Here is a 24510-nt window from a genome sequence, read left to right as displayed (position 1 = left end):
CTCAGGCCTCGTGGCAAACGTGCCCGTCGACCAAGGTATAACGCACCGCGCCTGGCAGGCAGTGGCCAATGAACGGGCAGTTCTCGCCACGCGAATACCATTGCTCGCCAGCGACCGTGGAGGCCTGTGGGTCGAACAGCACCAGGTCCGCCGCCGCACCGACCTTCAGCTCGCCCGCCGGCAGGCGCATGGCTGCGGCCGGGCCGCTGGTCAGGCGGGCCAACAAGGTCGGCAGGTCGAGCAGGCCGTCCTGCACCAAGGTCATGGCCAGCGGCAGCAGCAGCTCGACGCTGCTGATGCCAGGCTCGGTGGCGCCGAACGGCGCCAGCTTGGCGTCGCGCTCGTGAGGCTGGTGATGGCTGGAGACCGCCTGGATCACACCCGATTTGACGGCCTCGCGCAGGCCGTCGCGGTCGGCGGCGGTGCGCAGTGGAGGCTGTACGTGATAGAGGCTGGAGAAGTCGCGCAGCGCCTCATCGGTGAGAATCAGCTGATACAGCGCCACGTCGGCGGTAACCGGCAGGCCCAGCTGCTGGGCCTGGGCGATCAGCCGCGCGCCACGGGCGCTGGTGATCTGGCTGAAGTGCGCCCGCACGCCCGTCTGCTCGACCAGCAGCAGGTTGCGCGCCAGGGCCACGGTCTCGGCCGTCTCGGGGATACCCGGCAAGCCGAGGAAACTGGCCATCGGGCCTTCATGGGCCAAGCCGCCTTGGGCCAGGTCGCGGTCCTGGGAGTGGAAGACCACGGTCAGGTCGAACGTGGCGGCATATTCCAGTGCACGGGCCAGGGTGCGGTTGTTGGGGATTTCCTTCAGGCCGTTGCCGAAGGCCACGCAGCCGGTGTCGCGCAGGGCGACCAGTTCGGCCAGTTGCTCGCCTTCCAGGCCCTTGGTCAGCGCGCCGATCGGGTAGACCTTGCTGTTGGCCGCTTCCCGCGCGCGGTCGAGGATCAGTTCGGCGACTGCCGAGGTGTCCAGCACCGGTTTGGTTTGCGGCGGGCAGCACAGGCTGGTGACGCCACCGGCGACCGCGGCGCGGGTCTCGCTGGCGATGTTGCCCTTGCGGCTGTAGCCCGGCTCGCGCAGGGAGACGCCGAGATCGACCAGGCCTGGGGCTGCTACCAAACCCTCGGCCTGGATCGTGCGGGTGGCGTTGAAGCCGGCAGGCGCTGCGCCGATCGCGACGATACGACCGCCGTCCAGGTGCAGGTCGGTGACCTGGTCCAGGCCGCTGCTGGGGTCGATGACCCGGGCGCCAAGAATGCTGATGCTCACAGGGCGTTCTCCTGGTCGAGTTGACGTTGCGCGGCCTGGCCGCTCATGGCCATGGACAATACTGCCATGCGCACGGCGATACCGTAGGTGACCTGGTTGAGGATCACCGAATGGGCGCCGTCGGCCACCGCCGACTCGATCTCCACGCCACGGTTGATCGGGCCCGGGTGCATGACGATGGCGTCGGGCTTGGCACCGGCCAGGCGCGTGGTGGTCAGGCCGAACAGGCGGTAGAACTCGCCTTCGCTGGGCAGCAGGCCGCCGGCCATGCGCTCACGCTGCAGGCGCAGCATGATGACCACGTCGACGTCCTTCAGGCCCTGGGCCAGGTCGGTATAGACCTTGACGCCATACTGCTCGATGCCGACGGGGATCAAGGTCTTCGGGCCGATCACGCGGATATCCGGACAGCCCAGCGCTTTCAGCGCCAGCATGTCGGAACGGGCCACTCGCGAATGCAGGATGTCGCCGACGATGGCCACCGAAAGGTTCTCGAAGCTGCCCTTGTGACGACGGATGGTCAGCATGTCGAGCATGCCCTGGGTCGGGTGCGCATGGCGGCCGTCGCCGCCGTTGATCACGGCCACGTCGGGGCAGACATGCTCGGCGATGAAGTGCGCGGCGCCGGAGTCGGAGTGGCGCACGACGAACATGTCGGCGGCCATGGCCTCCAGGTTGCGCAGGGTGTCGAACAGGGTCTCGCCCTTGCTGGTCGAGGAGGTCGATACGTTCAGGCTGATCACATCGGCCGACAGGCGCTGAGCGGCCAGTTCGAAGGTGGTGCGGGTGCGGGTCGAGTTCTCGAAGAACACGTTGCACACGGTCTTGCCGCGCAGCAACGGGACTTTTTTCACGGCCCGGGCACCGACCTCCAGGAAGGAGTCGGCGGTGTCGAGGATCTCGGTCAGCAGTTCGCGGGGCAAACCGTCGAGCGAGAGGAAGTGGCGCAGCTGGCCCTGATCATTGAGCTGCAGCGGGCGCTTGGCGTCGGATGGCGTCATCGCGGGGGACTCTTAAAGGGCGGAAGCGGTGGCGAGGTCCTGGCGCTCGAGGGCGAGCGGTGCGGGTCCGGTCAATTTTACCCGCTCATGGGGCGCCAGTGACAAGGTGGCACCGAGCACGTTGGGGCGTATCGGCAGTTCGCCGGCGTCCAGGTCCAACAGGCAGGCCAGGGTGACACTGGCGGGCCGGCCGTAGTCGAACAGTTCGTTGAGCGCAGCGCGGATGGTGCGCCCGCTCATCAGCACGTCGTCCACCAGCACCAGATGCTGGCCTTCGACCTCGAAGGGCAGCTCCGAGGGGCGCACCTGCGGATGCAGGCCGTTCTGGCTGAAGTCGTCACGGTAGAAGGAGACGTCCAGCGTGCCCAGCGCGCTGCTGTCGCCCAGCTCTTGCTGCAAGGCCTGGGCTACCCACACACCGCCGGTGCGGATGCCGATGAAACGTGGCTCGGTGATGGCACGGCGGGCCAGGTGGGCGCGAAGGTCGACGGCCATCTGCCGGATCAGGTCGGCGGGGTTGGGTAGGCTCATTGCGTGCTCCTCGGAAGGGGGCGCCGGATGTGGGCCGGCGGCAAAGCGGATTTAAGTGTTGGCCTCCAGCCAGCCTTGCAGCAGCAGGGCGGCGGCGATGGCATCGACCGGGTTGTCGCGGTAGCTGCCGTGGCGCATGCCGCGGGCCATCTGTTCGCCCTTGGCTTCGAAGGTGGTCAGGCGTTCGTCATGGGTGTGCACGGGCAGGTTGTAGCGACCCTGCAGGCGGCGGGCGAACTTTTCGGCGCGTTCGCTCATCTCGCTGGGCGTGCCGTCCATGTTCAGCGGCAGGCCGACGACGATGGCGTCGGGTTTCCATTCCTTGATGAGTTTTTCCACCTGTGCCCAGTCCGGCACGCCGTTCTGGGCCTTGAGCGTGCACAGCTCGCGGGCCTGGCCGGTAATCACCTGGCCGACGGCCACGCCGATCTGTTTGCTGCCGTAGTCGAAGCCCAGCAGCAGGCGCAGTTCGGCCATCAGGCGTGGCCCGCCTGGCTGGTCAACAGGCTGAGGTTGATGCCCAGGCTGGCGGCGGCGGCCTCCAGGCGCTGGTCACTGGCCAGGCCGAAGATGATCTCGGGGTCGAACGGGCAGTTGAGCCAGGCGTTGTCGGCAAGCTCGGCTTCCAGCTGGCCGGCTTCCCAGCCGGCGTAGCCCAGTGTGATCAGGCTCTGTTTCGGCCCTACGCCATCGGCGATGGCGAACAGCACGTCCTGGGAGGTGGACAGCGACAGGCCTTGCAGCTCGACGGTGGCCTGGTAGCTGCATTCGCTGGTGTGCAATACGAAGCCGCGATCGGTCTGCACCGGGCCACCCTGGTAGATCGGTACCTGCAGGGTGCTGGCCGGCGGCTCCTCGCCTGGGCGCAACTGCTCCAGGATGTCCGCCAGGTTCAGCTCCTGAGGCCGATTGACCACCAGGCCCATGGCGCCATTGGCGTTGTGCTCGACGATGTAGGTGAGGGTCTGGGCAAAGTTCGGATCGGCCATGTGCGGCATGGCGATGAGGAACTGGTGCTTGAGGTAGCTCGGGCTGAGGGTTTTCATGGGTGATAGTGTGGCGTCAGGTGGCGAGGCTGACAAGGTACCAGTGTGTTGCTGGGCGTTGTGCAGGGCGGTGGTTTTGGGGTGTCTGATGAATCGCGCGCCGCCCGCGCGGTGCTCGATATCCGCGCTGTCACATCTGGCAAGCCCGACATCAATATTCAGTTGCTGGACAGGCGGTCACCCCGGGCGAAACGCCAGGTGCGAATGATTTCCAGCCGGTCGAATTCGGCCAGGTCGCCAGTGAACGGGGCGAAGGGCGCCGACAGGCGGACGATGCGCTGGGCCGCCTGGTCGAGCACCGGCTGGCCGGACGACTCCAGCACCAGCACTTCGTACAGGGAGCCATCGCGGTTGATCGACACCATCATCCGCAGGCTGCCGTAGATCTGTTGGCGACGCGCCTGCTCGGGGTAGTTGAGGTTGCCGACCCGCTCGACCTTCTTGCGCCACTCTTCCTTGTACCAGGCACCCTTGTCGCGCATGGTCGAGGCGGCGTTGAGGCGGTGGATGCGTGGGCGCTTGGCGTACAGCTGCTGTTCGTTGGAAAGCTCCGCCTCGAGGCTGGCGATCTGGCTGGACAGCTGCGAGCTGTCGAAGTCCGGCACCGCCTGGGGCTTGGGCTGTGGTTTGCTTTCCTTGGGCTTGGGCTCGACTTTCTGCGGCTTGGGCGCCCGGGTGGCCACGGCGGACTTTTGCGGCGCGGGCGGTGTTTCCCGCTTGGCGGCGGGAGGCGGGGTGACCTTGTTGATCTTGCTGTCTTGGAACGGCGCGACCTCAGTGGTCTTGGGCACCGCCTTCTTCTCCAGGGTGCCGCTGCCCTGCTGGTTGTCCTGGGCCTGGAAATCGGCCTTTTCGGGCGGTTTTTCGCTCTTGAAGGTTGCCAGGGTGATTTCCATGGTGCGACGGATTTCGCTGGGCTTGGCGATGGTGAAGCTCACGCCCAGGATCAGCGCCAGGTGCACCAGGGCAGCCAGGAACAGGGTGAAGCCGAGCCGGTCCGCAGGGCGGACGCGGGGGGGCAGCAGGTCGGCAGGGATGTCGGCAGGCAGCGTCATCAGGTATCCAGCAACCGCAAAGCGGGGTGCAGCTCAGTCGAAAAGGACTGGCATCATACCCCACTGCGCGAGATTGCTCCGCGTCGGCGGTCAGCGCGCCTTGAGCTGGCGATCAATGGCATCCATCAGTTGCCCGCCGATATCGGTGTTGTAGGCCGCGTCGATCTCCCGGATGCAGGTGGGGCTGGTGACATTGATCTCGGTGAGGAAGTCGCCGATCACGTCCAGGCCGACGAACAGCAGACCCTTTTCACGCAGGGTCGGGCCGACCTGGGCGGCGATCCAGCGGTCACGCTCGGTCAACGGGCGAGCCTCGCCACGACCACCGGCGGCCAGGTTGCCACGGGTCTCGCCGCTGGCCGGAATGCGTGCCAGGCAGTAGTCGACCGGCTCGCCGTCGATCATCAGGATGCGCTTGTCGCCATCGACGATTTGCGGCAGGTATTCCTGCGCCATGATCTGCTGGGTGCCGTGCTGGGTCAGGGTCTCGAGGATCACCGACAGGTTCGGGTCGTCCTTGCGGTGGCGGAACACCGAGGCGCCGCCCATGCCGTCCAGCGGCTTGAGGATCACATCGCCGCGGCTGTTGGCGAATTCGCGCAGGATGTCCACGCGGCGGCTGACCAGGGTCGGCGCCATGCACTGTGGGAACTGGGTGGCGAACAGCTTCTCGTTACAGTCGCGCAGGCTCTGCGGGCGGTTGACCACCAGCACGCCCTCGCGCTCGGCCTGCTCCAGCAGGTAGGTGCTGTAGACGAACTCCATGTCGAAGGGCGGATCCTTGCGCATCAGGATCACGTCCAGGTTGGCCAGGGCGCAGTCCTGCTCCTCGCCCAGCTCGAACCAGCGGGACGGGTCGGCGAACACCTTCAACGGGCGCATCTGCGCGCGGGCCTGGCCTGCGCCCAGGTAGAGGTCGCGCTGTTCCATGTAGAACAGGGTCCAGCCACGGGCCTGGGCGGCCAGCAGCATGGCCAGCGAGCTGTCCTTCTTGTAGGAGATGGACGCGATGGGGTCCATGACAATCCCGAGGCGAACGCTCATGGGTAATTCCTCATTGGCGGCGACAGCCGCGATGGTTCGATGAAAAGTGGCTCAGGGTGGCGCCGGGAACGCCGATGGTCAAGGGGGCGGCGGATGGAATGCCCCTGCGGACTGTGCTAAAAATGCCAGGCATAGTGCTTGATGCCGCTCACAGGAGCCAAGCATGATGTCGCTTGGGGCTGCTGCGCAGTCCATCGCGGGTCAAGCCCGCTCCCACAGGGTCTGTGCCGGGCTCGGGGCTCTGCTGTTGCAGGGCCGTGTAGGAGCGGGCTTGCCCCGCGATGGGGCGCGAAGCGGCCCCCCGGATGTCAGCCAGAGCCGCGATGGTAGCCCAACTTATGGAACAACCCCTGAAGGTGATGGTGATCGACGATTCCCGCACGATCCGCCGCACCGCCCAGATGTTGCTCGGCGAAGCAGGCTGCGAGGTGATCACCGCCAGCGACGGCTTCGATGCCCTGGCCAAGATCGTCGACCACAAGCCCCGGATCATCTTCGTCGATGTGCTGATGCCACGCCTGGACGGTTACCAGACCTGCGCCGTGATCAAGCAGAACAGCGCCTTCAAGGACACTCCGGTCATCCTGCTGTCCTCGCGCGACGGCCTGTTCGACAAGGCCCGTGGCCGGGTGGTCGGCTCCGACCAGTTCCTGACCAAACCGTTCAGCAAGGAAGAACTGCTCGATGCGATCAGGGCCCACGTGCCCGGGTTCGCCGCGCAGGCACAACACGCACCCTGACCCCGCCCGCCATGGCGGTGTCATCTTTCCTTCATGGGGAAACAGCATGGCCCGAGTTTTGATCGTCGACGATTCGCCGACAGAGATGTACAAGCTGACCGCCTGGCTGGAGAAGCATGGCCACCAAGTGCTCAAGGCCGGCAATGGTGCCGATGGCGTGGCCCTGGCCCGCCAGGAAAAGCCCGACGCGGTGCTGATGGACATCGTCATGCCCGGCATGAACGGTTTCCAGGCCACCCGGCAGTTGAGCAAGGACCCGGAAACCAGCGCCATCCCGGTGATCGTGGTGACCACCAAGGACCAGGAAACCGATCGGGTCTGGGCTACACGCCAGGGCGCGCGGGACTTCCTGACCAAGCCCGTGGAAGAAGCGGCGCTGATCGCCAAGCTCAAAGAGGTGATCGGGGCTTGACCACCCGCCCGCAGGGCGCGTCGCTGACCGCCTTCGAACTGCTGCTGGACATCGACCGGCGCTGTCGCCTGCTGGTGGCCGACCAGCCGCTGCAGGACACCCGCCAGCAACAATGGAGCGGTATCGGTTTCCGCGTCGCTCGGCAGTGGTTCGTGGCGCCGATGGGCGAAGTCGCCGAAGTGCTGCACGAGCCGCGCAGCAGCCGGGTGCCCGGTGTTCAGCCCTGGGTCTGCGGAGTGGCCAACCTGCGTGGCCGGTTGTTGCCGGTCATGGACCTGAGCGCGTTCTTCGGCCTTGGCCCGGCGTTGTCGGGCAAGCAGCGGCGGGTGCTGGTGCTGGACCATGAAGCACTGTTCGCAGGCCTGTTGGTGGACGAAGTCCTGGGTTTGCAGCACTTCGCCCTGAGCAGCCTGGAGTTGTCGCCGCCGCAGCCGCTGCTGCGCGCCGCCGCACCCTTCGTCCAGGGCCATTTTCCCCGTGAACGCAACTGGGCGATCTTCAGCCCGTTCGCCCTGGCCCAGGCACCGGCCTTTCTCGACGTGGCGTTGTAGAGGACCCATCGACCGTGAACAAACCCGCCACACCCGTTGCCCCGGCTGTCGTGAGCCCGCGCCGGCGCAGCATCGCGCAGATCACCGTGCTGTTCCTGCTGCTGATCCTGTCGATCATCCTGCTGTTCGCCAACTTCGCCTACCTCAACACCCAGGCCAACTACGACAAGCAGTACATCGGCCATGCTGGCGAGTTGCGCGTGCTCTCCCAGCGCATCGCCAAGAACGCCACCGAGGCGGCGGCCGGCAAGGCGTTAGCCTTCAAGCTGCTGTCCGATGCGCGTAACGACTTCGAGCGGCGCTGGCGCTACCTGCGCGAGGGCGACAAGGCCACTGGGCTGCCGCCGGCACCAATGGCCGTGCGCGACGAAATGGATGCCGTGCGCCAGGACTGGGAAAACCTGCGCAAGAACACCGACTCCATTCTCGCCAGCGAGCAAACCGTGCTGTCGTTGCACCAGGTAGCCGCGACCCTGGCCGAGACCGTGCCGCAGTTGCAGGTCGAGTATGAAAAGGTCGTGGAAATCCTGCTGCAGAGCGGGGCTCCGGCCAGTCAGGTGGCCGTGGCCCAGCGCCAACTGCTGCTAGCTGAGCGCATTCTCGGCTCGGTCAACACGGTGCTGGCGGGCGACGACACCTCGGCCCAGGCGGCGGACGCCTTCGGGCGCGATGCCAGCCGTTTCGGCCAGGTGCTCGAGGGCATGCTCGGCGGCAACCCGGCGATCCACGTGACCAAGGTCGAGGACGCCGATGCCCGCGCGCGCCTGGCCGACATCGCCGAGCTGTTCCAGTTCGTTGCAGGCTCCGTGGATGAAATCCTCGAGACCTCGCCGGAGCTGCTGCGCGTGCGCGAGGCGGCCGGCAACATCTTCAGCCTGTCGCAGACCTTGCTCGATGAAGCCTCGCACCTGGCCAACGGCTTCGAGAACCTGGCCAGCGGGCGTACCCTGGCCACCATCGGTGGCTACCTGCTGGGCCTGGTGGCCCTGGCCTCGATCATCCTCATCGGCCTGGTGATGGTGCGCGCGACCCACCGCCAGCTGCGCGAGACTGCCGAAAAGAACGAACGCAACCAGCAGGCGATCATGCGCTTGCTCGACGAGATCGAGGAGCTGGCCGACGGCGACCTGACCGTCACTGTTTCGGTCACCGAGGACTTCACCGGCGCCATCGCCGACTCGATCAACTATTCGGTCGACCAGTTGCGCGACCTGGTAGCCACCATCAACCACAGCGCCGAGCAGGTCGCCGCGGCCGTACAGGACACCCAGAACACCGCACGTCAGCTGGCCAAGGCCTCCGAGCATCAGGCCGAGCAGATCAGCGAGGCGTCCCTGGCGGTGGGCGACATGGTCGAGTCGATCGACCGGGTGTCGGCCCATGCCTACGAGTCGGCGAAGGTGGCCGAGCGCTCGGTGGCCATCGCCAACAAAGGCAACGAGGTGGTGCACAACACCATCCACGGCATGGACAACATTCGCGAGCAGATTCAGGACACCGCCAAACGGATCAAGCGCCTGGGCGAGTCTTCCCAGGAAATCGGCGACATCGTCAGCCTGATCGACGACATCGCCGACCAGACCAACATCCTCGCCCTCAATGCGGCGATCCAGGCTTCCCTCGCCGGTGAGACCGGGCGTGGTTTCGCCGTGGTCGCCGACGAAGTGCAGCGCCTGGCCGAGCGGTCGTCGTCGGCCACCCGGCAGATCGAGGCGCTGGTGCGCACCATCCAGGCCGATACCAACGAGGCGGTGATCTCCATGGAGCAGACCACCGCCGAGGTGGTGCGTGGTGCGCGCCTGGCCCAGGACGCCGGGGTCGCCCTGGCCGAGATCGAGGGCGTCTCGCAGACGTTGGCCGACCTTATCCACAGCATCTCCGATGCCGCCCAGTTGCAGACCTCCTCGGCCGGGCAGATTTCACACACCATGGCGGTGATCCAGCAAATTACCGCGCAGACCTCCGCCGGCTCCGGCGCCACCGCCGACAGCATCCGCCACCTGGCGCGAATGGCCAGCGAGATGCGCCGCTCGGTCTCCGGCTTCACCCTGCCGGCCCCCGGCGAGCCACGTTGAGGAGCGAACCATGGTGTCCACGACCCTAAGCCCCGAGCGCCACGATACCGTCGCCTTGGCTTGGGCCAAGGCGCCCATTCTCGACTGCCTGGGCCAGGCCCGCCAGGCCCTGGAGCGGTTCGCCAGTGAGCCGGAAGACCCAGCGATGCTGGCTTTCTTCATCGACAACTTGCACCAGGTGCACGGTTGCCTGCGCATGCTCGAGCTGCGCGGGGCGACGCATCTGGCCGAGGAGCTGGAACTGCTTGGCCGGGCCATGGCCGATGGCCAGGTCAGCCCCCGAGGCGATTGCCTCGGTGCGCTGTTCCGGGGGCTCGAGCAATTGCCACCGTATCTGGAACGCCTACGTGGGGCACGTCATGACTTGCCGTTGGTGGTGGTGCCGCTGCTGAACCAGTTGCGCGGCTGCCGGGGCGTCGAGCCGTTGCCCCAGAGCAGCCTGGTCGGGGGGGCTGCGCAGCGCCTGGCGGGTGCCGCCGACCTGGCTGACCTGGACCTGTCGCTGGGCAATTGGCGCGAACAGTTGCAGGCCGGGCAAGGCCGCGACGCCTTGCGCTCGGTGGTGATGGCGCTGTGCGACGACCTGGTGCGGATCAAAGAGCGACTGGACCTGTTCGTGCGGGGCGACCGCCAGCAGCGTGAGCAGCTGGAGGCCTTGCTGGCGCCGCTGCGCCAGGTCGCCGATACCTTGGCAGTACTGGCCTTCCAGCAACCGCGCCGGGTGATCATCGATCAGGTGCTGGCCTTGCAGGCCCTGGTCCTGGGCGAGCGAGCCGTGGACGACGCGGTGCTGATGGACATCGCCGGCGCTTTGCTGTACGTGGAGGCCACCCTCAACGGCATGGTCGGGCCATTGGATGAGAGCGGCCAGGGCAGCCTGCCGGGCGCCGACGTGATCGAGATCCGTCAGCTGGTGCTGAACGAGTCGTTGGCGGTGTTGCAGCAGGCCAAAGACCTGATCGGCGATTGCCTGGAGTCCGGCTGGCCACGCGAGCGCCTGCAACCGCTGCCTGGCCTGCTGCATCAGGTGCGCGGTGCCTTGTCGATGCTCATGCTGCCGGAGGTGGCCGGTGTATTCGGCGGCTGCGCCGGTTACGTGCAGGGCTGGCTCGCGCACCTGGATCAGGAACCGCCTGCCGAAGAGCTCGCGTACCTGGCCGAAGCCCTGAGCGCCGGCGAAATGTATCTGCAATGGCGCGCGGCCGACCCCTTGGCCGACGCCCAGCCATTCATCGACATGGCCCGTGCCAGCCTGAGTGCCATCGGCGTGGTCTGCCAGCAGCCCCAGGCCAGTTCCGAGCCCGAGGCAGTCGATGACGAGCTGCGCGATGTTTTCCTCGAGGAAGCTGGCGAACTGCTGCCGGAGATCGAACGCCACTGGTTGCGCTGGCGCGCCGACAACACCTTGCGCGATGCGCTGGTGGAGGTGCGCCGGGCGCTGCACACCCTCAAGGGCAGCGGGCGAATGGTGCATGCCGAAGCCCTGGCGGAACTGGCTTGGAGCGCCGAGCACCTGCTCAACCGGGTATTGGAGGGGCGTATCACCCTTGCCGCCGAAGGCGTGGTGGCCTTGCAGCAGGTATTGGTACGGTTGCCGGACCTGCTCGCCGATTTCGCGGTGGGCCACCCGACGCCGCTGGCCGAGGCCGAAGCCTTGTCCAGCCATCTGCACCAGTTGGCCATCCACGATGTACCGGTGCCGGCGGGTCACGGGCTGGACCCGCAGTTGCTGGAGATCTTTCGCAACGAGGCCCAGGGCCACCTGGGCCACCTGGAAGCCTTCCTGCGCGGCGCTGATGGCGAGGGCACGGCCGTCAGCGACAGCCTGCAGCGTGCCCTGCATACCCTCAAGGGCAGCGCCGCCATGGCGGGCGTGATGCCGATCGCCGAACTGGCCACGGCCTTCGACCGCCTGGTCCGGGAATACAAGGGGCACGGGCTGACGTTGCAGGTCGTCGAGCTGGAATGGCTGGAGGCCGCTCGGGCCTTGTTCCACCTGGGCCTCGCCCAGCTCGACAGCACGCCCCTGGCACCCATCCCGGACGCCGCGGCGTTGATCGAGCAGGTCGGCCAAGCCGTGGATGCGCGCCTGGCATTCCTTGAACAGAACCCGCACCCGGCCCAGCGATCCGGCCGCGACCCGCAGCGTATCGCCGCCTTCCTGACGCAGGGCATGGACATCCTGCTCGATGCCGAGTCGCTGTTGTCGCGCTGGCAGGAACACCCGCGCGAGCGCCAGGAACTGGAGGCCCTGCTCGATGAACTGACGGCGCTCGGGCAGGCGGCTCACCTGGCCGAGCTGTGGCAGGTGGATGAAGTCTGTGAGGCGCTGCTGGACCTGTATGGCGCCGTGGAGGAGGGCAGCCTGGCCGCCAACGGGCGTTTCTTCGGCCTGGCCCAGCAAGCCCACGAGGCTTTGCTCGACATGTTCGATGAAATCGCCGCCGGGCAGCAGGTCGAGGCACGCTTGGAGTGCGTGGCGGCTCTGCGCGGCCTGTTGGACGATGCACTGGCGCCAGATGCGACGGGCAAGGTCGGCCTCGACACGGTGACGCCTTTGTCCCTCCCGACCGCGCCAGTTGCCGAGGCTGGGGTGGGCGAAGCCCAGCACCCGGGCGACAGCGAATTGCGCGAAGTCTTCCTGGAAGAGAGTTCGGATATCGTCGAAAGCGCCGCCGCCGCCTTGGCCCGCTGGCAGGCCGACCCACGCAACAGCGTCGAAGTCGAGAACCTGCTGCGCGACCTGCATACCCTCAAGGGTGGGGCGCGGATGGTCGAAGTCGCGGCGATCGGCGACCTGGCCCACGAGCTGGAATTCCTCTACGAACTGCTCGCCGCCGGGCGCCTACCGCCGAGCCCGGCGCTGTTCGCCCTGCTGCAGAACTGCCATGACCGCCTCGCCCACATGCTCGATGCGGTGCGCCTTGGCCAACCGCTGCACGCGGCCACGGCGCTGATCGATTATATCCGCAACTTCAGCAGTGCCGCGCTGACCGACAGCGCCGCCGGCCAGGCGCAGGTCGAGGTGCCGGCCGCCGAAGTGCCCGCAGCCACGCCGGAGCGGGCCGCAGGCGACATGGTCAAGGTGGATGCCGAGCTGCTCGACGATCTGGGCAACTTGGCCAGCGAGCATTCGATCATCCGCGGGCGCATCGAGCAGCAGGTCAACGATGCCCAGTTCGCCCTCAACGAAATGGAAACCACCCTGGAGCGCATGCGCGATCAGCTGCTGCGTCTGGATATCGAGACCCAGGGGCGAATGTCCAGCCGCTACCAGGCCGAAGGCGACGCCTATGACGACTTCGACCCGCTGGAGATGGACCGCCATTCCCAGTTGCAGCAGTTGTCGCGGGCGCTGTTCGAGTCGGCCTCCGACCTGCTCGATCTCAAGGAAACCCTGGCCCAGCGTGCCCAGGAAGCCTACAGCCTGCTGCAACAGCAGGCACGGGTGAACAGCCAGTTGCAGGAAGGCCTGACGGCCACCTTGATGGTGCCTTTCGAGCGTCTGGTACCACGCCTGCAACGGGTGGTGCGGCAGGTGGCCAGCGAGCTGGGCAAGCAAGTGGAGTTGGTGGTCGGCAATGCCGAGGGCGAGCTGGACCGCAGCGTGCTCGAACGCATGGTGGCGCCGCTCGAGCACATGCTGCGCAACGCGGTCGATCATGGCCTGGAAACCCGAGAGGCGCGGCTTGCGGCCGGCAAGCCGGAGCAGGGCACCATCCACCTGAACCTGCTCCATGAGGGGGCTGACATCGTCATCGAGATGAGCGACGACGGTGCCGGCGTGCCTTTGCAGGCCGTGCGCGCCAAGGCGATCAAGCGTGGCCTGTTGGACCCGCAGGCTTATCTGAGCGACCACGAGATCCTGCAGTTCATCCTGCGCCCCGGTTTTTCCACCGCGCAGAAAATCACCCAGATTTCTGGCCGTGGCCTTGGCATGGACGTGGTCCATGAAGAGGTCAAGCAACTGGGCGGCTCCATGAGCATCGAGTCGAGCCCGGGCAAGGGTGCGCGCTTCCTGATTCGCCTGCCGTTCACCGTGTCCATGAACCGGGCGCTGATGGTGCACCTGGACGACGAGCAATATGCGATCCCGCTCAATACCATCGAAGGGATCGTCCGTGTGCCGCCCGCGGAGCTCGAGGCCTGCTACCAGTTGAGCGCGCCGCGCTACGTCTACGCCGGGCACGAATACCACCTGCGCTATCTGGGCGAGGTGCTGCAAGGTGGCGGGCCACGCCCCAGCCTGCTGGGCCAGAGCGTGCCGCTGCCGGTATTGCTGGTGCATTCCCAGGAGCAATCCTTCGCCATTCAGGTGGACAGCCTGTCGCCCAGCCGGGAGATCGTGGTCAAGAGCCTGGGGCCGCAGTTCGCGGCGGTGCCGGGGTTGTCCGGCGCGACCTTGTTGGGCGATGGCCGGGTCGTGCTGATTCTCGACCTGCTCGGCCAGTTGCGTGGCCAGCAACGACGCCTGGCGCGCTTGCCGGGCGGCTATGGCGGCCAGCATCCGTTGCTCGGGCCGGCGCCGCGTCGGCGCCTGCTGGTGATGGTGGTGGACGACTCGGTGACCGTGCGCAAGGTCACCAGCCGTCTGCTGGAGCGCCACGGCATGAGCGTGCTCACGGCCAAGGACGGGGTGGATGCCATGACCCTGCTCGAGGAGCACCGCCCCGACGTGCTGTTGCTGGATATCGAGATGCCGCGCATGGATGGCTTCGAAGTGGCCACCCGTATCCGGCGCGACGCCCGGCTCAAGGACCTGCCGATCATCATGATCACCTCGCGCACAGGCCAGAAGCACCGCGACCGGGCGATGGCCATCGGCGTCAACGACTACCTGGGCAAGCCGTACCAGGAGTCGGTATTGCTCGCGAGCATCGCCCACTGGAGCCAGACCCATGCTTGAACATATCGCCGGCCAGCGCAGCAGCCTGACCGGCCTGCTGCTGCCCATGAGCGACCGGACCCTGGTGCTGCCCAATGTCGCCGTGGCCGAGCTGATCGGCCAGCGTGCGTTCGCTTGCCAGCCCCACGACCCGGCCTGGCATCTGGGCTGGATCGACTGGCGCCAGCAGCGGCTGCCGCTGATCGGCTTCGAGGCGGCCTGTGGTAGCGAAACCGTCTGCGGCGAGCGGGCCCGTGTCGTGGTGCTCAACGCCTTGGGCGATACCGGCCTGCGCTACCTGGCGCTGCTGCTGCAGGACATTCCCCGCTCGTGCAAGCTCGATAGCCAGCTCAATTATGTGGATGTGCCGCTGGCCAATCTGGAACTGGCGGCAGTGCAGGTAGGCGAGCAGGTGGCCCGGGTGCCCGACCTGGCCGCGTTGGAGCGCATGGTGCGTGACGCCGATCTGCAACCTGTGGTCGGGTAGGATGTCGGTCTTGCGGGCCCAATCGCGGGACAAGCCCGCTCCCACAGAGGATCAGCACTGGCCGCTTGTTCTGTGCGCGACAGCGCGGGCCTGGGGTAGGGTGATGTGATGGATCTGTGGGAGTGGGCTTGTCCCGCGATGAGGGGCACGGTGATCCGGAACCTGGCGCGTTCGAGGAGGTCTGTGTCTGCATGTATTACGGTGAACGTTTCAATGCCTGGACGCACCTGGTCGGTGCCGTGCTGGCCTGTATTGGCGCCATCTGGCTGATCGTCGTGGCCGGGTTGCAGGGCGACCCCTGGAAGATCGTCAGCTTCTCCATCTACGGCAGCACGCTGCTGCTGCTCTACAGCATCTCCACCCTCTACCACAGCACCCGCGGCCGGGCGAAGGTGATCATGCGCAAGCTCGATCACTTGTCGATCTACCTGCTGATCGCCGGCAGCTATACCCCGTTCTGCCTGGTCAGCCTGCGTGGCCCTTGGGGCTGGAGCCTGTTCGGCGTGGTCTGGGGGCTGGCGGTGATCGGCATGTTGCAGGAGATCAAGCCGCGCTCGGAAGCGCGGATCCTGTCGATCATCATCTATGCGGTGATGGGCTGGATCGTCCTGGTGGCGGTCAAGCCCCTGCTGCACAGCCTCGGCGGTGCCGGGTTCGCCTGGCTGGCGGCGGGCGGGGCGTTCTACACCATCGGCATCCTGTTCTTCGCCTTCGACAGCCGCTTCCGCCATTGGCATGGCATCTGGCACCTGTTCGTCATCGCCGGCAGCCTGATGCACTTCGTCGCGGTGTTCTTCTACGTACGCTAGAAATCGCCCCACAGCTGCTGGGCGACCGACAGCGCGACCACTGGCGCGGTCTCGGTGCGCAGCACGCGCGGGCCGAGGCGTGCTGCGTGGAAGCCGGCAGCCTTGGCCTGGTCCACTTCGGCGTCGCTCAGCCCGCCCTCGGGGCCGATCAGGAACGCCAGGCGCGCCGGGCGTTCGTGGCGGGTCAGTGGCTCTGCAATCGGGAGCAGCACCAGCTTGAGGTCGGCATCGGTTTCCTTGAGCCAGTCGGCAAGCGTCAGCGGCGGGTGGATCACCGGCACGGTCGAGCGGCCGCATTGCTCGCAGGCGCTGATCGCCACCTGGCGCCAATGGGCCAGGCGCTTGTCGGCGCGTTCGTCCTTCAGGCGCACCTCGCAGCGCTCGCTGACGATCGGCGTGATGGCGCTGACGCCCAGCTCGGTGGCCTTCTGAATCGCCCAGTCCATCCGCTCGCCTCGGGAGAGGCCCTGGCCAAGGTGCACCTGCAACGGCGATTCGGCCTGGCCGGGCAGGGCCTCGTCGAGCGCCACGCGCACGGTTTTCTTGCCGACCTCCAGCAATTGGCCGCGAAATTCCTGGCCGCTGCCGTCGAACAATTGCACGGCGTCGCCGGGGGCCATGCGCAGCACGCGGCCGATGTAGTGGGCCTGGGCTTCGGGCAGCTCGTGCTCGCCGAGGCTCAGGGGGGCGTCGATGAAGAAGCGGGACAGTCTCATGGGGTGCTCGTCAAAAAGGGGCTGCGCATACTGTGTAGGAGCGGCCTTGTGCCGCGAAAGGGGCGCGTAGCGGCCCTTCGCGGCATCGATTGCCGGGGCCGCTTGGCGGCCCTTTCGCGGCACAAGGCCGCTCCTACAGGGATCGGTTCGCAGGTTAGCCTGGATCGCGGAAGTCGGGGTGGAAGTTCGCCGGCACCGCCACGCTGATGCTGTCGCGGGTGGCGATGTCGATGCCCTCGCTGGCCACTTCGGCCAGGAAGTCGATCTGTTCCGGAGTGATCACGTACGGCGGCAGGAAATACACCACGCTGCCCAGCGGGCGAAGCAGCGCGCCGCGGGTCAGCGCATGCTCGAAGACCTTCAGGCCGCGGCGCTCCTGCCAGGGGTAGGCGACCTTGCCGGCCTTGTCCTGGACCATTTCGATGGCCAGGGCCATGCCGGTCTGGCGGATCTCGGCGACATGGGCATGTTCGGCCAGGTGCGCGGTGGCGCTGGCCATGCGCGCCGACAGCGCCTTGTTGGCCTCGATCACGTTGTCCTGCTCGAAGATGTCCAGGGTCGCCAGCGCCGCGGCACAGGCCAGCGGGTTGCCGGTATAGCTGTGCGAATGGAGGAAGGCGCGCAGGGTCGGGTAGTCGTCGTAGAAGGCCTGGTACACATCGTCGGTGGTCAGGCAGGCGGCCAGCGGGAGGTAGCCGCCGGTCAGGGCCTTGGACAGGCACAGGAAGTCCGGGCGGATACCGGCCTGTTCGCAGGCGAACATCGTGCCGGTACGGCCGAAGCCCACCGCGATCTCGTCGTGGATCAGGTGCACGCCATAGCGGTCACAGGCCTCGCGCAGCAGCTTGAGGTATACCGGGTGGTACATGCGCATGCCGCCGGCACCCTGGATCAGCGGCTCGACGATCACCGCAGCGATGCTGGCGTGGTGCTCGGCCAGGGTCTGTTCCATCAGCGCGAACATGTTGCGCGAATGCGCTTCCCAGCTCATACCATCCGGGCGCAGGTAGCAGTCCGGGCTTGGCACTTTGATGGTGTCGAGCAGCAGCGCCTTGTAGGTTTCGGTGAACAGCGGCACGTCGCCCACCGACATGGCGGCGATGGTCTCGCCATGGTAGCTGTTGGTCAGGGTGACGAAGCGCTTCTTGTCCACCTGGCCCTTGTTCTGCCAATAGTGGTAGCTCATCTTCAGCGCCACTTCGATGCAGGACGAGCCGTTGTCGGCGTAGAACACCCGGTCCAGGCCAGCCGGCGTCATGGCGACAAGGCGCTCGGACAGCTCGATGACCGGCTGGTGGCTGAAGCCCGCCAGGATCACGTGCTCGAGCTGGTCGACCTGGTCCTTGATGCGCTGGTTGATGCGCGGGTTGGCGTGGCCGAACACATTGACCCACCAGGAACTGACGGCATCCAGGTAACGCTTGCCTTCGAAGTCTTCCAGCCACACGCCTTCACCACGGCGGATCGGAATCAGCGGCAGTTGCTCGTGGTCTTTCATCTGGGTGCAGGGGTGCCACAGGACTTTCAGGTCGCGTTGCATCCACTGTTGGTTGAGGCCCATGGGCAGATCTCCTGGCGGGGCGTGCTTTGGCCGACAAGCCTAAGCAATGGGGCCGCGCAGGACAACCGACGCGCAGCGTGCGGCTGCGTCGAAAATTAAATTTCCTGTGCTGGCAGGCACTTGATGTCACTACGCTGGCAGGGTCTGGATACCTGACGTATTCTTAACGCATCACCTCCTGGGGCGTTCTTCCCCCTCTTTTTGTCACCTCTATTTCCGGAGTTCGCCAAAATGGCTGCTGCTTGGGTGCGCCTGTGTGCGTTGGTATTGATTGGTGTGTCCAGCGCCGGCGCGTTGGCCAAGGACAAAAGCCCCACGGCGATCGTCGTGGGCGGCGGGCTGGCGGGGCTGACCGCGGCCTATGAGCTGCAGAACAAGGGCTGGCAGGTCACCGTGCTGGAGGCCAAGACAGGCATGGGTGGGCGCTCGGGCCTGGCCACCAGCGAATGGATCGGCAATGGCAAGAGCCAGCCGGTGCTCAACCACTACCTGGACCGCTTCAAGCTTGAAACGCTGCCTGCCCCGGAATTCGTGCGCACCCCTGGCTACCTGATCGACGGCGAGTACTACAGCGCCAGCGACCTGACCTCCAAGCAACCGGCCACCGCCGACGCGCTCAAGCGCTACGAGAAGACCCTCGACGACCTGGCCCGCTCGATCGACGATCCGTTGAACCCGGCGGCCACCAGCACCCTGTTCGCCCTCGACCAGATGAATGTCTCCACCTGGCTCGACAAGCTGCAGCTGCCGGCCACCGCTCGGCAACTGGTCAACCAGCAGATCCGGACCCGTTACGACGAGCCGTCGCGCCTGTCTTTGCTCTATTTCGCCCAACAGACCCGTGTCTACCGTGGCGTCAGCGACCGCGACCTGCGTGCTGCGCGTCTGCCAGGGGGCAGCCCGGTGCTGGCACAGGCCTTTGTCAAGCAGCTCAAGACCATCAAGACCCGTTCGCCGGTGACCGCGATCATCCAGGACAAGACCGGCGTGACGGTCAAGGTCGGCAGCGTCGGCTACCAGGCCGATTACCTGGTCATGGCCGTGCCGCTGCGAGCGTTGGCGAAGATCCAGATGACCCCTGGCCTGGACAGCAAGCACCTGGCCGCGCTCAAGGGCACCAACTACGGCTGGCGCGACCAGCTGATGCTCAAGTTCAAGAAACCGGTGTGGGAAAGCCGCGCGCGCATGTCGGGTGAAATCTTCAGCAACGCAGGCCTGGGCATGCTGTGGATCGAGCCGGCGCTCAAGGGCGGCGCCAATGTGGTGATCAACCTCTCCGGCGACAACGCCCGTCTGCTGCAGGCCTTCGGTGACAAGCAGATGGTCGACCAGGTATTGATCCGCATGCATGCCTTCTACCCGCAGGCCCGGGGTGCTTTCACCGGCTACGAGGTGCGGCGCTACAGCACCGATGTCGGGACCGGCGGCGCCTACCTGGCCTATGGTCCGGGCCAGATCAGCAAGTACTGGCGCCTGTGGGAGCGTCCCGTGCAACGCATTGCCTTCGCTGGCGAGCACACCGATGCACTGTACCCAGGCACCCTGGAAGGTGCATTGCGCAGTGGCCAGCGCGCAGCGAGCCAGGTGCAGGACTTGGCCGACGGCAAGTCGTTCGAGCCGGCGAAGGTCGCGGCGGCTGCCACTGTCACCAGCACTGCCGGGGCGAAGGACAAGGGCGGGTTCTTCTCCAACCTGTTCGGGGGTTCGTCGACCAAGGCCGAACCTGTGAAGAAGGAACAGGCCAAGGAAAGCAAGCCGGGCTTCTTCTCGCGGATATTCGGGGGTGGCGACAAGGTGGATGGCGCCAAGGCCGAGCCTGAGGCCGCGGTGGAGTCCAAGGTCAAGGCAGGCTGAAGCACACCCGTTGTCAGTGCGGGCCCTATCGCGGGGCGAGCCCACTCCCACAGGCAGTCTCCCAACGATAAGCTCCTGTGGGAGCGGGCTTGTCCCGCGATAGGGCCCGCACTGGCAACCGATCCTTGAGCGACTATCGTTAATGTTTCCTTAATGGGAAGGTTTCACAATACATATCTAATTTTTCGATCATCCGCAGCAAGTTTTTCCGCTTTAATTCGATACGTTACGCGTTAGTCTGTGCACCAGCTTTCACGGGGAAACACATCAACATGCAACTGCGCAATTCATCCTCTCGTTATGGCCTGGTCAGCATCGTCATGCACTGGGGCGTGGCCTTGGCAGTCTTCGGGCTGTTCGGCCTGGGCTTGTGGATGGTCGGCCTCGACTACTACAGCCCGTGGCGCAAGTCCGCGCCCGACCTGCATAAAAGCATCGGCCTGGTGCTGCTCGGGGTGATGCTGTTGCGCGTGATCTGGCGCTTCGTCAGCCCGCCACCGCCGGCACCGGCCAGCCATGGGGCATTCACCCGCCTGGCCGCCAAGCTGGGCCATGCGCTGCTTTACCTGGGCCTGTTCGGCGTGATGATCGCCGGCTACCTGATTTCCACAGCTGACGGTGTGGGCATTCCGGTATTCGGTTTGTTCGAGGTCCCGGCGCTGGTCAGCGACCTGCCTGACCAGGCGGACGTTGCCGGGGTCATCCACCTCTACCTGGCCTGGGGGCTGGTGATTTTCGCCGTCCTGCATGCCTTGGCAGCACTGAAACACCACTTCATCGACCGTGACGCGACCCTGTCCCGCATGCTGGGCCGCAAAGCTTGACTCTCTACTCAATTGCATAGGAAGGAAGTAAGGATGTTCAAAAAGACTTTTGCCGCTCTGGCGCTCGGTACCGCACTGCTCTCTGTTGGCCAGGCCATGGCCGCCGAGTACAAGATCGACAAGGAAGGCCAGCACGCGTTCGTCGACTGGAAGATCAGCCACCTGGGCTACAGCTTCATCCACGGCACCTTCAAGGACTTCGACGGTAACTTCACTTGGGACAGCGCCAAGCCGGAAGACAGCAAGATCAACGTCGAGCTGAAGACTGCGAGCCTGTGGTCGAACCACGCTGAGCGTGACAAGCACATCGCCAGCGCCGACTTCCTGGACGTGAAGAAGTATCCGGAAGCCAAGTTCGTCTCCACCAGCGTGAAGAAGACCGGTGACAAGACTGCCGACGTGACCGGCGACCTGACCATGCACGGCGTGACCAAGCCGGTCACCTTCAAGGCTACCTTCAACGGTGAAGGCAAGGACCCATGGGGCGGTGAGCGTGCAGGCTTCAACGCCACCACCACGCTGAACCTGAACGACTTCGGCATCAAGGGCCCAGGCCCGACTTCCCAGACACTGGACCTGGATATCAGTGTCGAAGGTGTGAAGCAGAAGTAATTCGGCTGTCTGATAAAGCAGGGGCTGCTGTGCAGCCCTTTCGCGGCACAAGGCCGCTCCTACAGGTTTACCGCCGGTTCCTGTAGGAGCGGCCTTGTGCCGCGAAAGGGCCGCATAGCGGCCCCTTTGCTTTAGCCCTTGCGAGTCAACAGCGCTGGGCGCTCGCCGCGTGGGCGGCTTGGCAGGTCATCCAGCTGCTCGGGTGTCGGGTAACGGTCGAGCTTGGACTCCTTGCGGATGATCACCGGCTGGTGGGTTTCGCGCGGGTTGCGCACTGCCGGTTCCTGGCGGGACAGGTCGTCACGGCCGGCAGACCGGCCGCGGCCGCCGCCATTGTTGTCGCGGCGCGCACCGCCGTTGTTGCTGTTACGGGTACGTTTCTCGCCGGAACCTTGCCCCTGGCGTTGACCACCGTTGTTGCGGCCTTGCCCGCCACCATTGCGCTGGCCTTGACCTTGGCCCTGCCCTTGCCCGCCATTGCCGCCGGGGCGACGGTTGCGGCCTTGGTTCTTGGCGTTCTGGTACGGGCTGACATAGTCGGCACGGTTGCCGAAGTTGTCGATGTCGTCGTCCAGGAACTCTTCGGGGTCACGATCGACTGGAACCGGCGGGATGCCGGCCTGGCCCTGGGCGGCCTGTTGCTGGCGTGGCTTCTTGTTGCGCGGCTTGCGCTGCTGGGCCTTGTCGCCGGCCTTTTCCTTGTCGGCCGGTTTCTCAGCGGCCTGCTGCTTGGCCTTGCCTTTGTCCTTGCCCTTGTCCTTACGACCGCCGCTGCCGTCCTTGCTGCCTTCGGCGCGCTGCTGGTTGCGACCGCCACGGCCATTGTTCTGTGGACGCTCACGGGTTTCAGGCTTCTCGGCTTCCACCTGGCTTGGGTCGAAGCCCATCAGGTCGCCGTCCGGGATCTTCTGCTTGGTGACCCGCTCGATGCTCTTGAGCAGTTTTTCTTCATCCGGCGCGACCATGGAAATGGCCTCGCCCGAACGGCCGGCACGACCGGTGCGGCCGATACGGTGGACGTAATCTTCCTCCACGTTCGGCAACTCGAAGTTGACCACGTGGGGCAGTTGGTCGATATCCAAGCCGCGGGCAGCGATATCGGTGGCCACCAGCACGCGTACGGCGTTGGCCTTGAAGTCGGCCAGGGCCTTGGTGCGGGCGTTCTGGCTCTTGTTGCCGTGGATTGCCGCAGCGGTCAGGCCGTGCTTTTCCAGGTACTCGGCCAGGCGGTTGGCGCCGTGCTTGGTGCGGGTGAACACCAGCACCTGTTCCCAGGCGCCCAGAGTGATCAGGTGCGCCAGCAAGGCACGCTTGTGGCTGGCCGGCAGGCGGTAGACGCGCTGCTCGATACGCTCGACCGTGGTGTTCGGCGGCGTGACCTCGATACGCTCGGGGTTGTGCAGCAGCTTGTCGGCGAGGTCGGTGATGTCCTTGGAGAAGGTCGCCGAGAACAGCAGGTTCTGGCGCTTGGCCGGCAGGCGCGCAAGGACTTTCTTGACGTCATGGATGAAGCCCATGTCGAGCATACGGTCGGCTTCGTCGAGGACCAGGATCTCGACGTGGGAAAGGTCCACGCTGCCTTGGCCGGCCAGGTCGAGCAAGCGACCGGGGCAGGCCACCAGCACGTCCACACCCTTGGCCATGGCCTGGACCTGCGGGTTCATGCCGACACCACCGAAGATGCAGGCGCTGACCAGGTGCAGATCGCGGGCATAGACCTTGAAGCTGTCATGGACCTGGGCGGCCAGCTCGCGAGTCGGCGTCAGGACCAGTACGCGCGGTTGGCGCGGGCCGTGGCGCTGGGACTTGTCTGGGTGGCCACCCGGGAACAGGCGCTCGAGGATCGGCAGGGCGAAGCCGCCGGTTTTACCAGTACCGGTCTGGGCGGCGACCATCAGGTCGCGGCCTTGCAACACGGCGGGAATCGCCCGCTGTTGCACTGGGGTGGGCTGGGTATAGCCCGCTGCCTCGATAGCGCGGACAAGAGCCTCGGAGAGACCGAGGGAAGCAAAGGACATGGGCAATCCTGTTCTCGTGGGGGCTGGGCCCGATGGGATGATCTGCCTGGCGCGACGGGCATCGGCGGGATGCGATCGCGTCCGGTCCAGCTGGGCGTTCACTGCGCATCCTGGAAGCGGCGGGGGAGCACTGGGCGTGCGTGGCCGACGGTCGAGATGCCTGTTGCGAGGCCGAGCGTCCGGGCGTGAGCCGGGCGGGAAGGCCCGAGTATAACAGAGCTAGCGCGCTGTGCTGCGTTCGTGCTGCTCAACGGCGTCAGGAATATTTCCCAGGTCGTTTTCATAGCGGGCGCTGATCGCCGCATAGGCCGGTTCCTGCTTGAAGCGGCGCAGCTCGTCGGCAAAGGCCGTGGCCAGGCGCTCGCGCCCTGGTTTACGGGCAAGGCCCAGGAATTGTGCATGGCGGCTGATCATCAGCGGCAGTTCCTCGACCTGCTGCTCCAGGCCCAATCGCTTGCGCAGGTAGCGGCCCGCGCGGCGGTCGGTCACCAGCAGATCGATGCGCCCGAGCATCAGCTTGCCGAAGTTCGCCTCGTGTGTAGGGGCCGATTCCCGCAGGAACAGCGGCGACGTATTGAAGGCCGGGCTATATGTATAGCCCGGCGAGGTCCCGACGGTCAGGCCTGCGAGGTCTTCCAGACGTTTTATTGCGCGGTGCTGGGCGGCGGCCTGGAACAGCACGAACTGCACCTCTGAAAGAGGCTCGTCCGGGTAGACCATGAAGGGTTCGCGCGAATCGAGCTGGAAGATATCCAGCACCCCATCGGCCAGGCCTTGCTCGACCATGGCCAGGCAGCGCTTCCAGGGCAGCAGTTGCCAGTCGACATCGATGCCAAGACGCTTGAGTACTTCGTTGGCGACCTCGTAGTCGATGCCCTTGAGGTGGCCGTCGTGCCAGTAGATGTATGGCGCCCAGTCGTCACTGACCAGGCGCAGACGCTCTGCCTGGGCCAGCGGGCTCAGGCAGGCGAGCAGCAGGATGCAGGTCAGGCGCAGGAAGTTGGGCATGGCGGCAG

General features: G+C 65.9%; 21 protein-coding genes. 10 read left to right on the top strand and 11 right to left on the bottom strand.

Annotated features, from left to right (window positions below; translation table 11 throughout):
* Nucleotide 1: 1 nt before the first annotated feature.
* From IRZ56_RS16825 to gshB, 7 genes are all read right to left on the bottom strand, one after another.
* Nucleotides 2-1273 (bottom strand): dihydroorotase, encoded by a 1272-nt coding sequence (locus IRZ56_RS16825; protein WP_196145975.1) that lies wholly within the window; start codon nucleotides 1271-1273, stop codon nucleotides 2-4.
* Nucleotides 1270-2274 carry an aspartate carbamoyltransferase catalytic subunit gene (locus IRZ56_RS16820; protein WP_196145974.1) on the bottom strand — a complete coding sequence of 335 codons (1005 nt, stop codon included), beginning with the start codon at nucleotides 2272-2274 and terminating at the stop codon, nucleotides 1270-1272. Before IRZ56_RS16820 ends, IRZ56_RS16825 begins: the two co-directional genes overlap by 4 nt.
* A 12-nt stretch (nucleotides 2275-2286) precedes the next feature.
* A complete protein-coding gene (gene pyrR / locus IRZ56_RS16815) occupies nucleotides 2287-2805 on the bottom strand; it encodes a bifunctional pyr operon transcriptional regulator/uracil phosphoribosyltransferase PyrR (protein WP_196145973.1) in 519 nt (172 codons plus the stop codon).
* 51 nt (nucleotides 2806-2856) lie between these two features.
* A complete protein-coding gene (gene ruvX / locus IRZ56_RS16810; protein ID WP_196145972.1) occupies nucleotides 2857-3282 on the bottom strand; it encodes a Holliday junction resolvase RuvX in 426 nt (141 codons plus the stop codon).
* Nucleotides 3282-3851, bottom strand: a complete 570-nt coding sequence (locus IRZ56_RS16805; RefSeq protein ID WP_196145971.1) for a YqgE/AlgH family protein — start codon at nucleotides 3849-3851, stop codon at nucleotides 3282-3284. The genes ruvX and IRZ56_RS16805 overlap by 1 nt, the downstream gene beginning before the upstream one ends.
* Nucleotides 3852-4009: 158 nt before the next feature.
* Nucleotides 4010-4906: an energy transducer TonB gene (locus tag IRZ56_RS16800; protein ID WP_196145970.1), complete on the bottom strand. Its 897-nt coding sequence runs from the start codon at nucleotides 4904-4906 to the stop codon at nucleotides 4010-4012.
* 90 nt (nucleotides 4907-4996) lie between these two features.
* Nucleotides 4997-5950 (bottom strand): glutathione synthase, encoded by a 954-nt coding sequence (gene gshB / locus IRZ56_RS16795; RefSeq protein ID WP_196145969.1) that lies wholly within the window; start codon nucleotides 5948-5950, stop codon nucleotides 4997-4999.
* Between the two features lie 338 nt (nucleotides 5951-6288).
* Between gshB and IRZ56_RS16790 the strand changes: the two genes are divergently transcribed.
* The 7 genes from IRZ56_RS16790 (at nucleotide 6289) to trhA (ending at nucleotide 15909) form a co-directional block, all read left to right on the top strand.
* Nucleotides 6289-6690 (top strand): response regulator, encoded by a 402-nt coding sequence (locus tag IRZ56_RS16790; protein WP_084854016.1) that lies wholly within the window; start codon nucleotides 6289-6291, stop codon nucleotides 6688-6690.
* 46 nt (nucleotides 6691-6736) lie between these two features.
* A complete protein-coding gene (gene pilH / locus IRZ56_RS16785; protein ID WP_196145968.1) occupies nucleotides 6737-7102 on the top strand; it encodes a twitching motility response regulator PilH in 366 nt (121 codons plus the stop codon).
* Nucleotides 7099-7653 (top strand): chemotaxis protein CheW, encoded by a 555-nt coding sequence (locus tag IRZ56_RS16780; RefSeq protein WP_196145967.1) that lies wholly within the window; start codon nucleotides 7099-7101, stop codon nucleotides 7651-7653. The genes pilH and IRZ56_RS16780 overlap by 4 nt, the downstream gene beginning before the upstream one ends.
* 50 nt (nucleotides 7654-7703) lie before the next feature.
* Nucleotides 7704-9728 (top strand): methyl-accepting chemotaxis protein, encoded by a 2025-nt coding sequence (locus IRZ56_RS16775; RefSeq protein ID WP_328311770.1) that lies wholly within the window; start codon nucleotides 7704-7706, stop codon nucleotides 9726-9728.
* A 10-nt stretch (nucleotides 9729-9738) separates the two neighbouring features.
* On the top strand, nucleotides 9739-14634 hold the full coding sequence (locus IRZ56_RS16770) for an Hpt domain-containing protein (RefSeq protein WP_196145965.1): 4896 nt from the start codon (nucleotides 9739-9741) through the stop codon (nucleotides 14632-14634).
* Nucleotides 14627-15100, top strand: coding sequence for a chemotaxis protein CheW (locus IRZ56_RS16765; RefSeq protein ID WP_196145964.1), 474 nt, complete (start codon nucleotides 14627-14629; stop codon nucleotides 15098-15100). The genes IRZ56_RS16770 and IRZ56_RS16765 overlap by 8 nt, the downstream gene beginning before the upstream one ends.
* A gap of 191 nt (nucleotides 15101-15291) precedes the next feature.
* Nucleotides 15292-15909, top strand: coding sequence for a PAQR family membrane homeostasis protein TrhA (gene trhA / locus IRZ56_RS16760; protein WP_196145963.1), 618 nt, complete (start codon nucleotides 15292-15294; stop codon nucleotides 15907-15909).
* On the opposite strand, the gene IRZ56_RS16755 is transcribed toward trhA, so the two are convergent.
* Both IRZ56_RS16755 and IRZ56_RS16750 read right to left on the bottom strand, forming a co-directional pair.
* The gene (locus IRZ56_RS16755; protein ID WP_196145962.1) at nucleotides 15906-16625 is read right to left on the bottom strand and encodes a 16S rRNA (uracil(1498)-N(3))-methyltransferase; all 720 of its coding nucleotides are present in this window, start codon (nucleotides 16623-16625) and stop codon (nucleotides 15906-15908) included. The genes trhA and IRZ56_RS16755 overlap by 4 nt on opposite strands.
* A gap of 154 nt (nucleotides 16626-16779) precedes the next feature.
* Nucleotides 16780-18186, bottom strand: a complete 1407-nt coding sequence (locus tag IRZ56_RS16750) for an adenosylmethionine--8-amino-7-oxononanoate transaminase (protein ID WP_196145961.1) — start codon at nucleotides 18184-18186, stop codon at nucleotides 16780-16782.
* Between the two features lie 231 nt (nucleotides 18187-18417).
* On the opposite strand from IRZ56_RS16750, the gene IRZ56_RS16745 reads away from it, so the two are divergent.
* The 3 genes from IRZ56_RS16745 (at nucleotide 18418) to IRZ56_RS16735 (ending at nucleotide 21476) form a co-directional block, all read left to right on the top strand.
* The gene (locus IRZ56_RS16745; protein WP_196145960.1) at nucleotides 18418-20040 is read left to right on the top strand and encodes a flavin monoamine oxidase family protein; all 1623 of its coding nucleotides are present in this window, start codon (nucleotides 18418-18420) and stop codon (nucleotides 20038-20040) included.
* Nucleotides 20041-20312: 272 nt separating this feature from the next.
* Nucleotides 20313-20864 carry a cytochrome b gene (locus tag IRZ56_RS16740; protein WP_196145959.1) on the top strand — a complete coding sequence of 184 codons (552 nt, stop codon included), beginning with the start codon at nucleotides 20313-20315 and terminating at the stop codon, nucleotides 20862-20864.
* A gap of 33 nt (nucleotides 20865-20897) precedes the next feature.
* Nucleotides 20898-21476, top strand: a complete 579-nt coding sequence (locus IRZ56_RS16735; protein WP_196145958.1) for a YceI family protein — start codon at nucleotides 20898-20900, stop codon at nucleotides 21474-21476.
* A gap of 131 nt (nucleotides 21477-21607) precedes the next feature.
* On the opposite strand, the gene IRZ56_RS16730 is transcribed toward IRZ56_RS16735, so the two are convergent.
* Together IRZ56_RS16730 and IRZ56_RS16725 are read right to left on the bottom strand one after the other, a co-directional pair.
* Complete coding sequence (locus IRZ56_RS16730; protein ID WP_196145957.1) at nucleotides 21608-23494, bottom strand: DEAD/DEAH box helicase; 1887 nt, start codon at nucleotides 23492-23494, stop codon at nucleotides 21608-21610.
* Nucleotides 23495-23713: 219 nt separating this feature from the next.
* Nucleotides 23714-24502 (bottom strand): substrate-binding periplasmic protein, encoded by a 789-nt coding sequence (locus IRZ56_RS16725; protein ID WP_196145956.1) that lies wholly within the window; start codon nucleotides 24500-24502, stop codon nucleotides 23714-23716.
* Nucleotides 24503-24510 lie beyond the last annotated feature (8 nt).

The organism is Pseudomonas guariconensis (assembly GCF_015680235.1).
In the GTDB taxonomy this organism is placed as follows: Bacteria; Pseudomonadota; Gammaproteobacteria; order Pseudomonadales; family Pseudomonadaceae; genus Aquipseudomonas; species Aquipseudomonas guariconensis_A.
Note: the sequence above shows the minus strand (reverse complement) of the source record. Positions and strands in the feature narration are given on the sequence as shown.

Bases quoted from the DNA above. Each gene is read 5' to 3' on its own strand.
- IRZ56_RS16770 (WP_196145965.1), top strand. From the start codon at position 9,739: ATGGTGTCCACGACCCTAAGCCCCGAGCGCCACGATACCGTCGCCTTG.
- IRZ56_RS16745 (WP_196145960.1), top strand. From the start codon at position 18,418: ATGGCTGCTGCTTGGGTGCGCCTGTGTGCGTTGGTATTGATTGGTGTG.
- ruvX (WP_196145972.1), bottom strand. From the start codon at position 3,282: ATGGCCGAACTGCGCCTGCTGCTGGGCTTCGACTACGGCAGCAAACAG.
- gshB (WP_196145969.1), bottom strand. From the start codon at position 5,950: ATGAGCGTTCGCCTCGGGATTGTCATGGACCCCATCGCGTCCATCTCC.
- IRZ56_RS16750 (WP_196145961.1), bottom strand. From the start codon at position 18,186: ATGGGCCTCAACCAACAGTGGATGCAACGCGACCTGAAAGTCCTGTGG.
- IRZ56_RS16730 (WP_196145957.1), bottom strand. From the start codon at position 23,494: ATGTCCTTTGCTTCCCTCGGTCTCTCCGAGGCTCTTGTCCGCGCTATC.
- trhA (WP_196145963.1), top strand. From the start codon at position 15,292: ATGTATTACGGTGAACGTTTCAATGCCTGGACGCACCTGGTCGGTGCC.
- IRZ56_RS16765 (WP_196145964.1), top strand. From the start codon at position 14,627: ATGCTTGAACATATCGCCGGCCAGCGCAGCAGCCTGACCGGCCTGCTG.
- IRZ56_RS16735 (WP_196145958.1), top strand. From the start codon at position 20,898: ATGTTCAAAAAGACTTTTGCCGCTCTGGCGCTCGGTACCGCACTGCTC.
- IRZ56_RS16820 (WP_196145974.1), bottom strand. From the start codon at position 2,274: ATGACGCCATCCGACGCCAAGCGCCCGCTGCAGCTCAATGATCAGGGC.
- IRZ56_RS16805 (WP_196145971.1), bottom strand. From the start codon at position 3,851: ATGAAAACCCTCAGCCCGAGCTACCTCAAGCACCAGTTCCTCATCGCC.
- pilH (WP_196145968.1), top strand. From the start codon at position 6,737: ATGGCCCGAGTTTTGATCGTCGACGATTCGCCGACAGAGATGTACAAG.
- IRZ56_RS16790 (WP_084854016.1), top strand. From the start codon at position 6,289: ATGGAACAACCCCTGAAGGTGATGGTGATCGACGATTCCCGCACGATC.
- IRZ56_RS16740 (WP_196145959.1), top strand. From the start codon at position 20,313: ATGCAACTGCGCAATTCATCCTCTCGTTATGGCCTGGTCAGCATCGTC.
- IRZ56_RS16725 (WP_196145956.1), bottom strand. From the start codon at position 24,502: ATGCCCAACTTCCTGCGCCTGACCTGCATCCTGCTGCTCGCCTGCCTG.
- IRZ56_RS16755 (WP_196145962.1), bottom strand. From the start codon at position 16,625: ATGAGACTGTCCCGCTTCTTCATCGACGCCCCCCTGAGCCTCGGCGAG.
- pyrR (WP_196145973.1), bottom strand. From the start codon at position 2,805: ATGAGCCTACCCAACCCCGCCGACCTGATCCGGCAGATGGCCGTCGAC.
- IRZ56_RS16800 (WP_196145970.1), bottom strand. From the start codon at position 4,906: ATGACGCTGCCTGCCGACATCCCTGCCGACCTGCTGCCCCCCCGCGTC.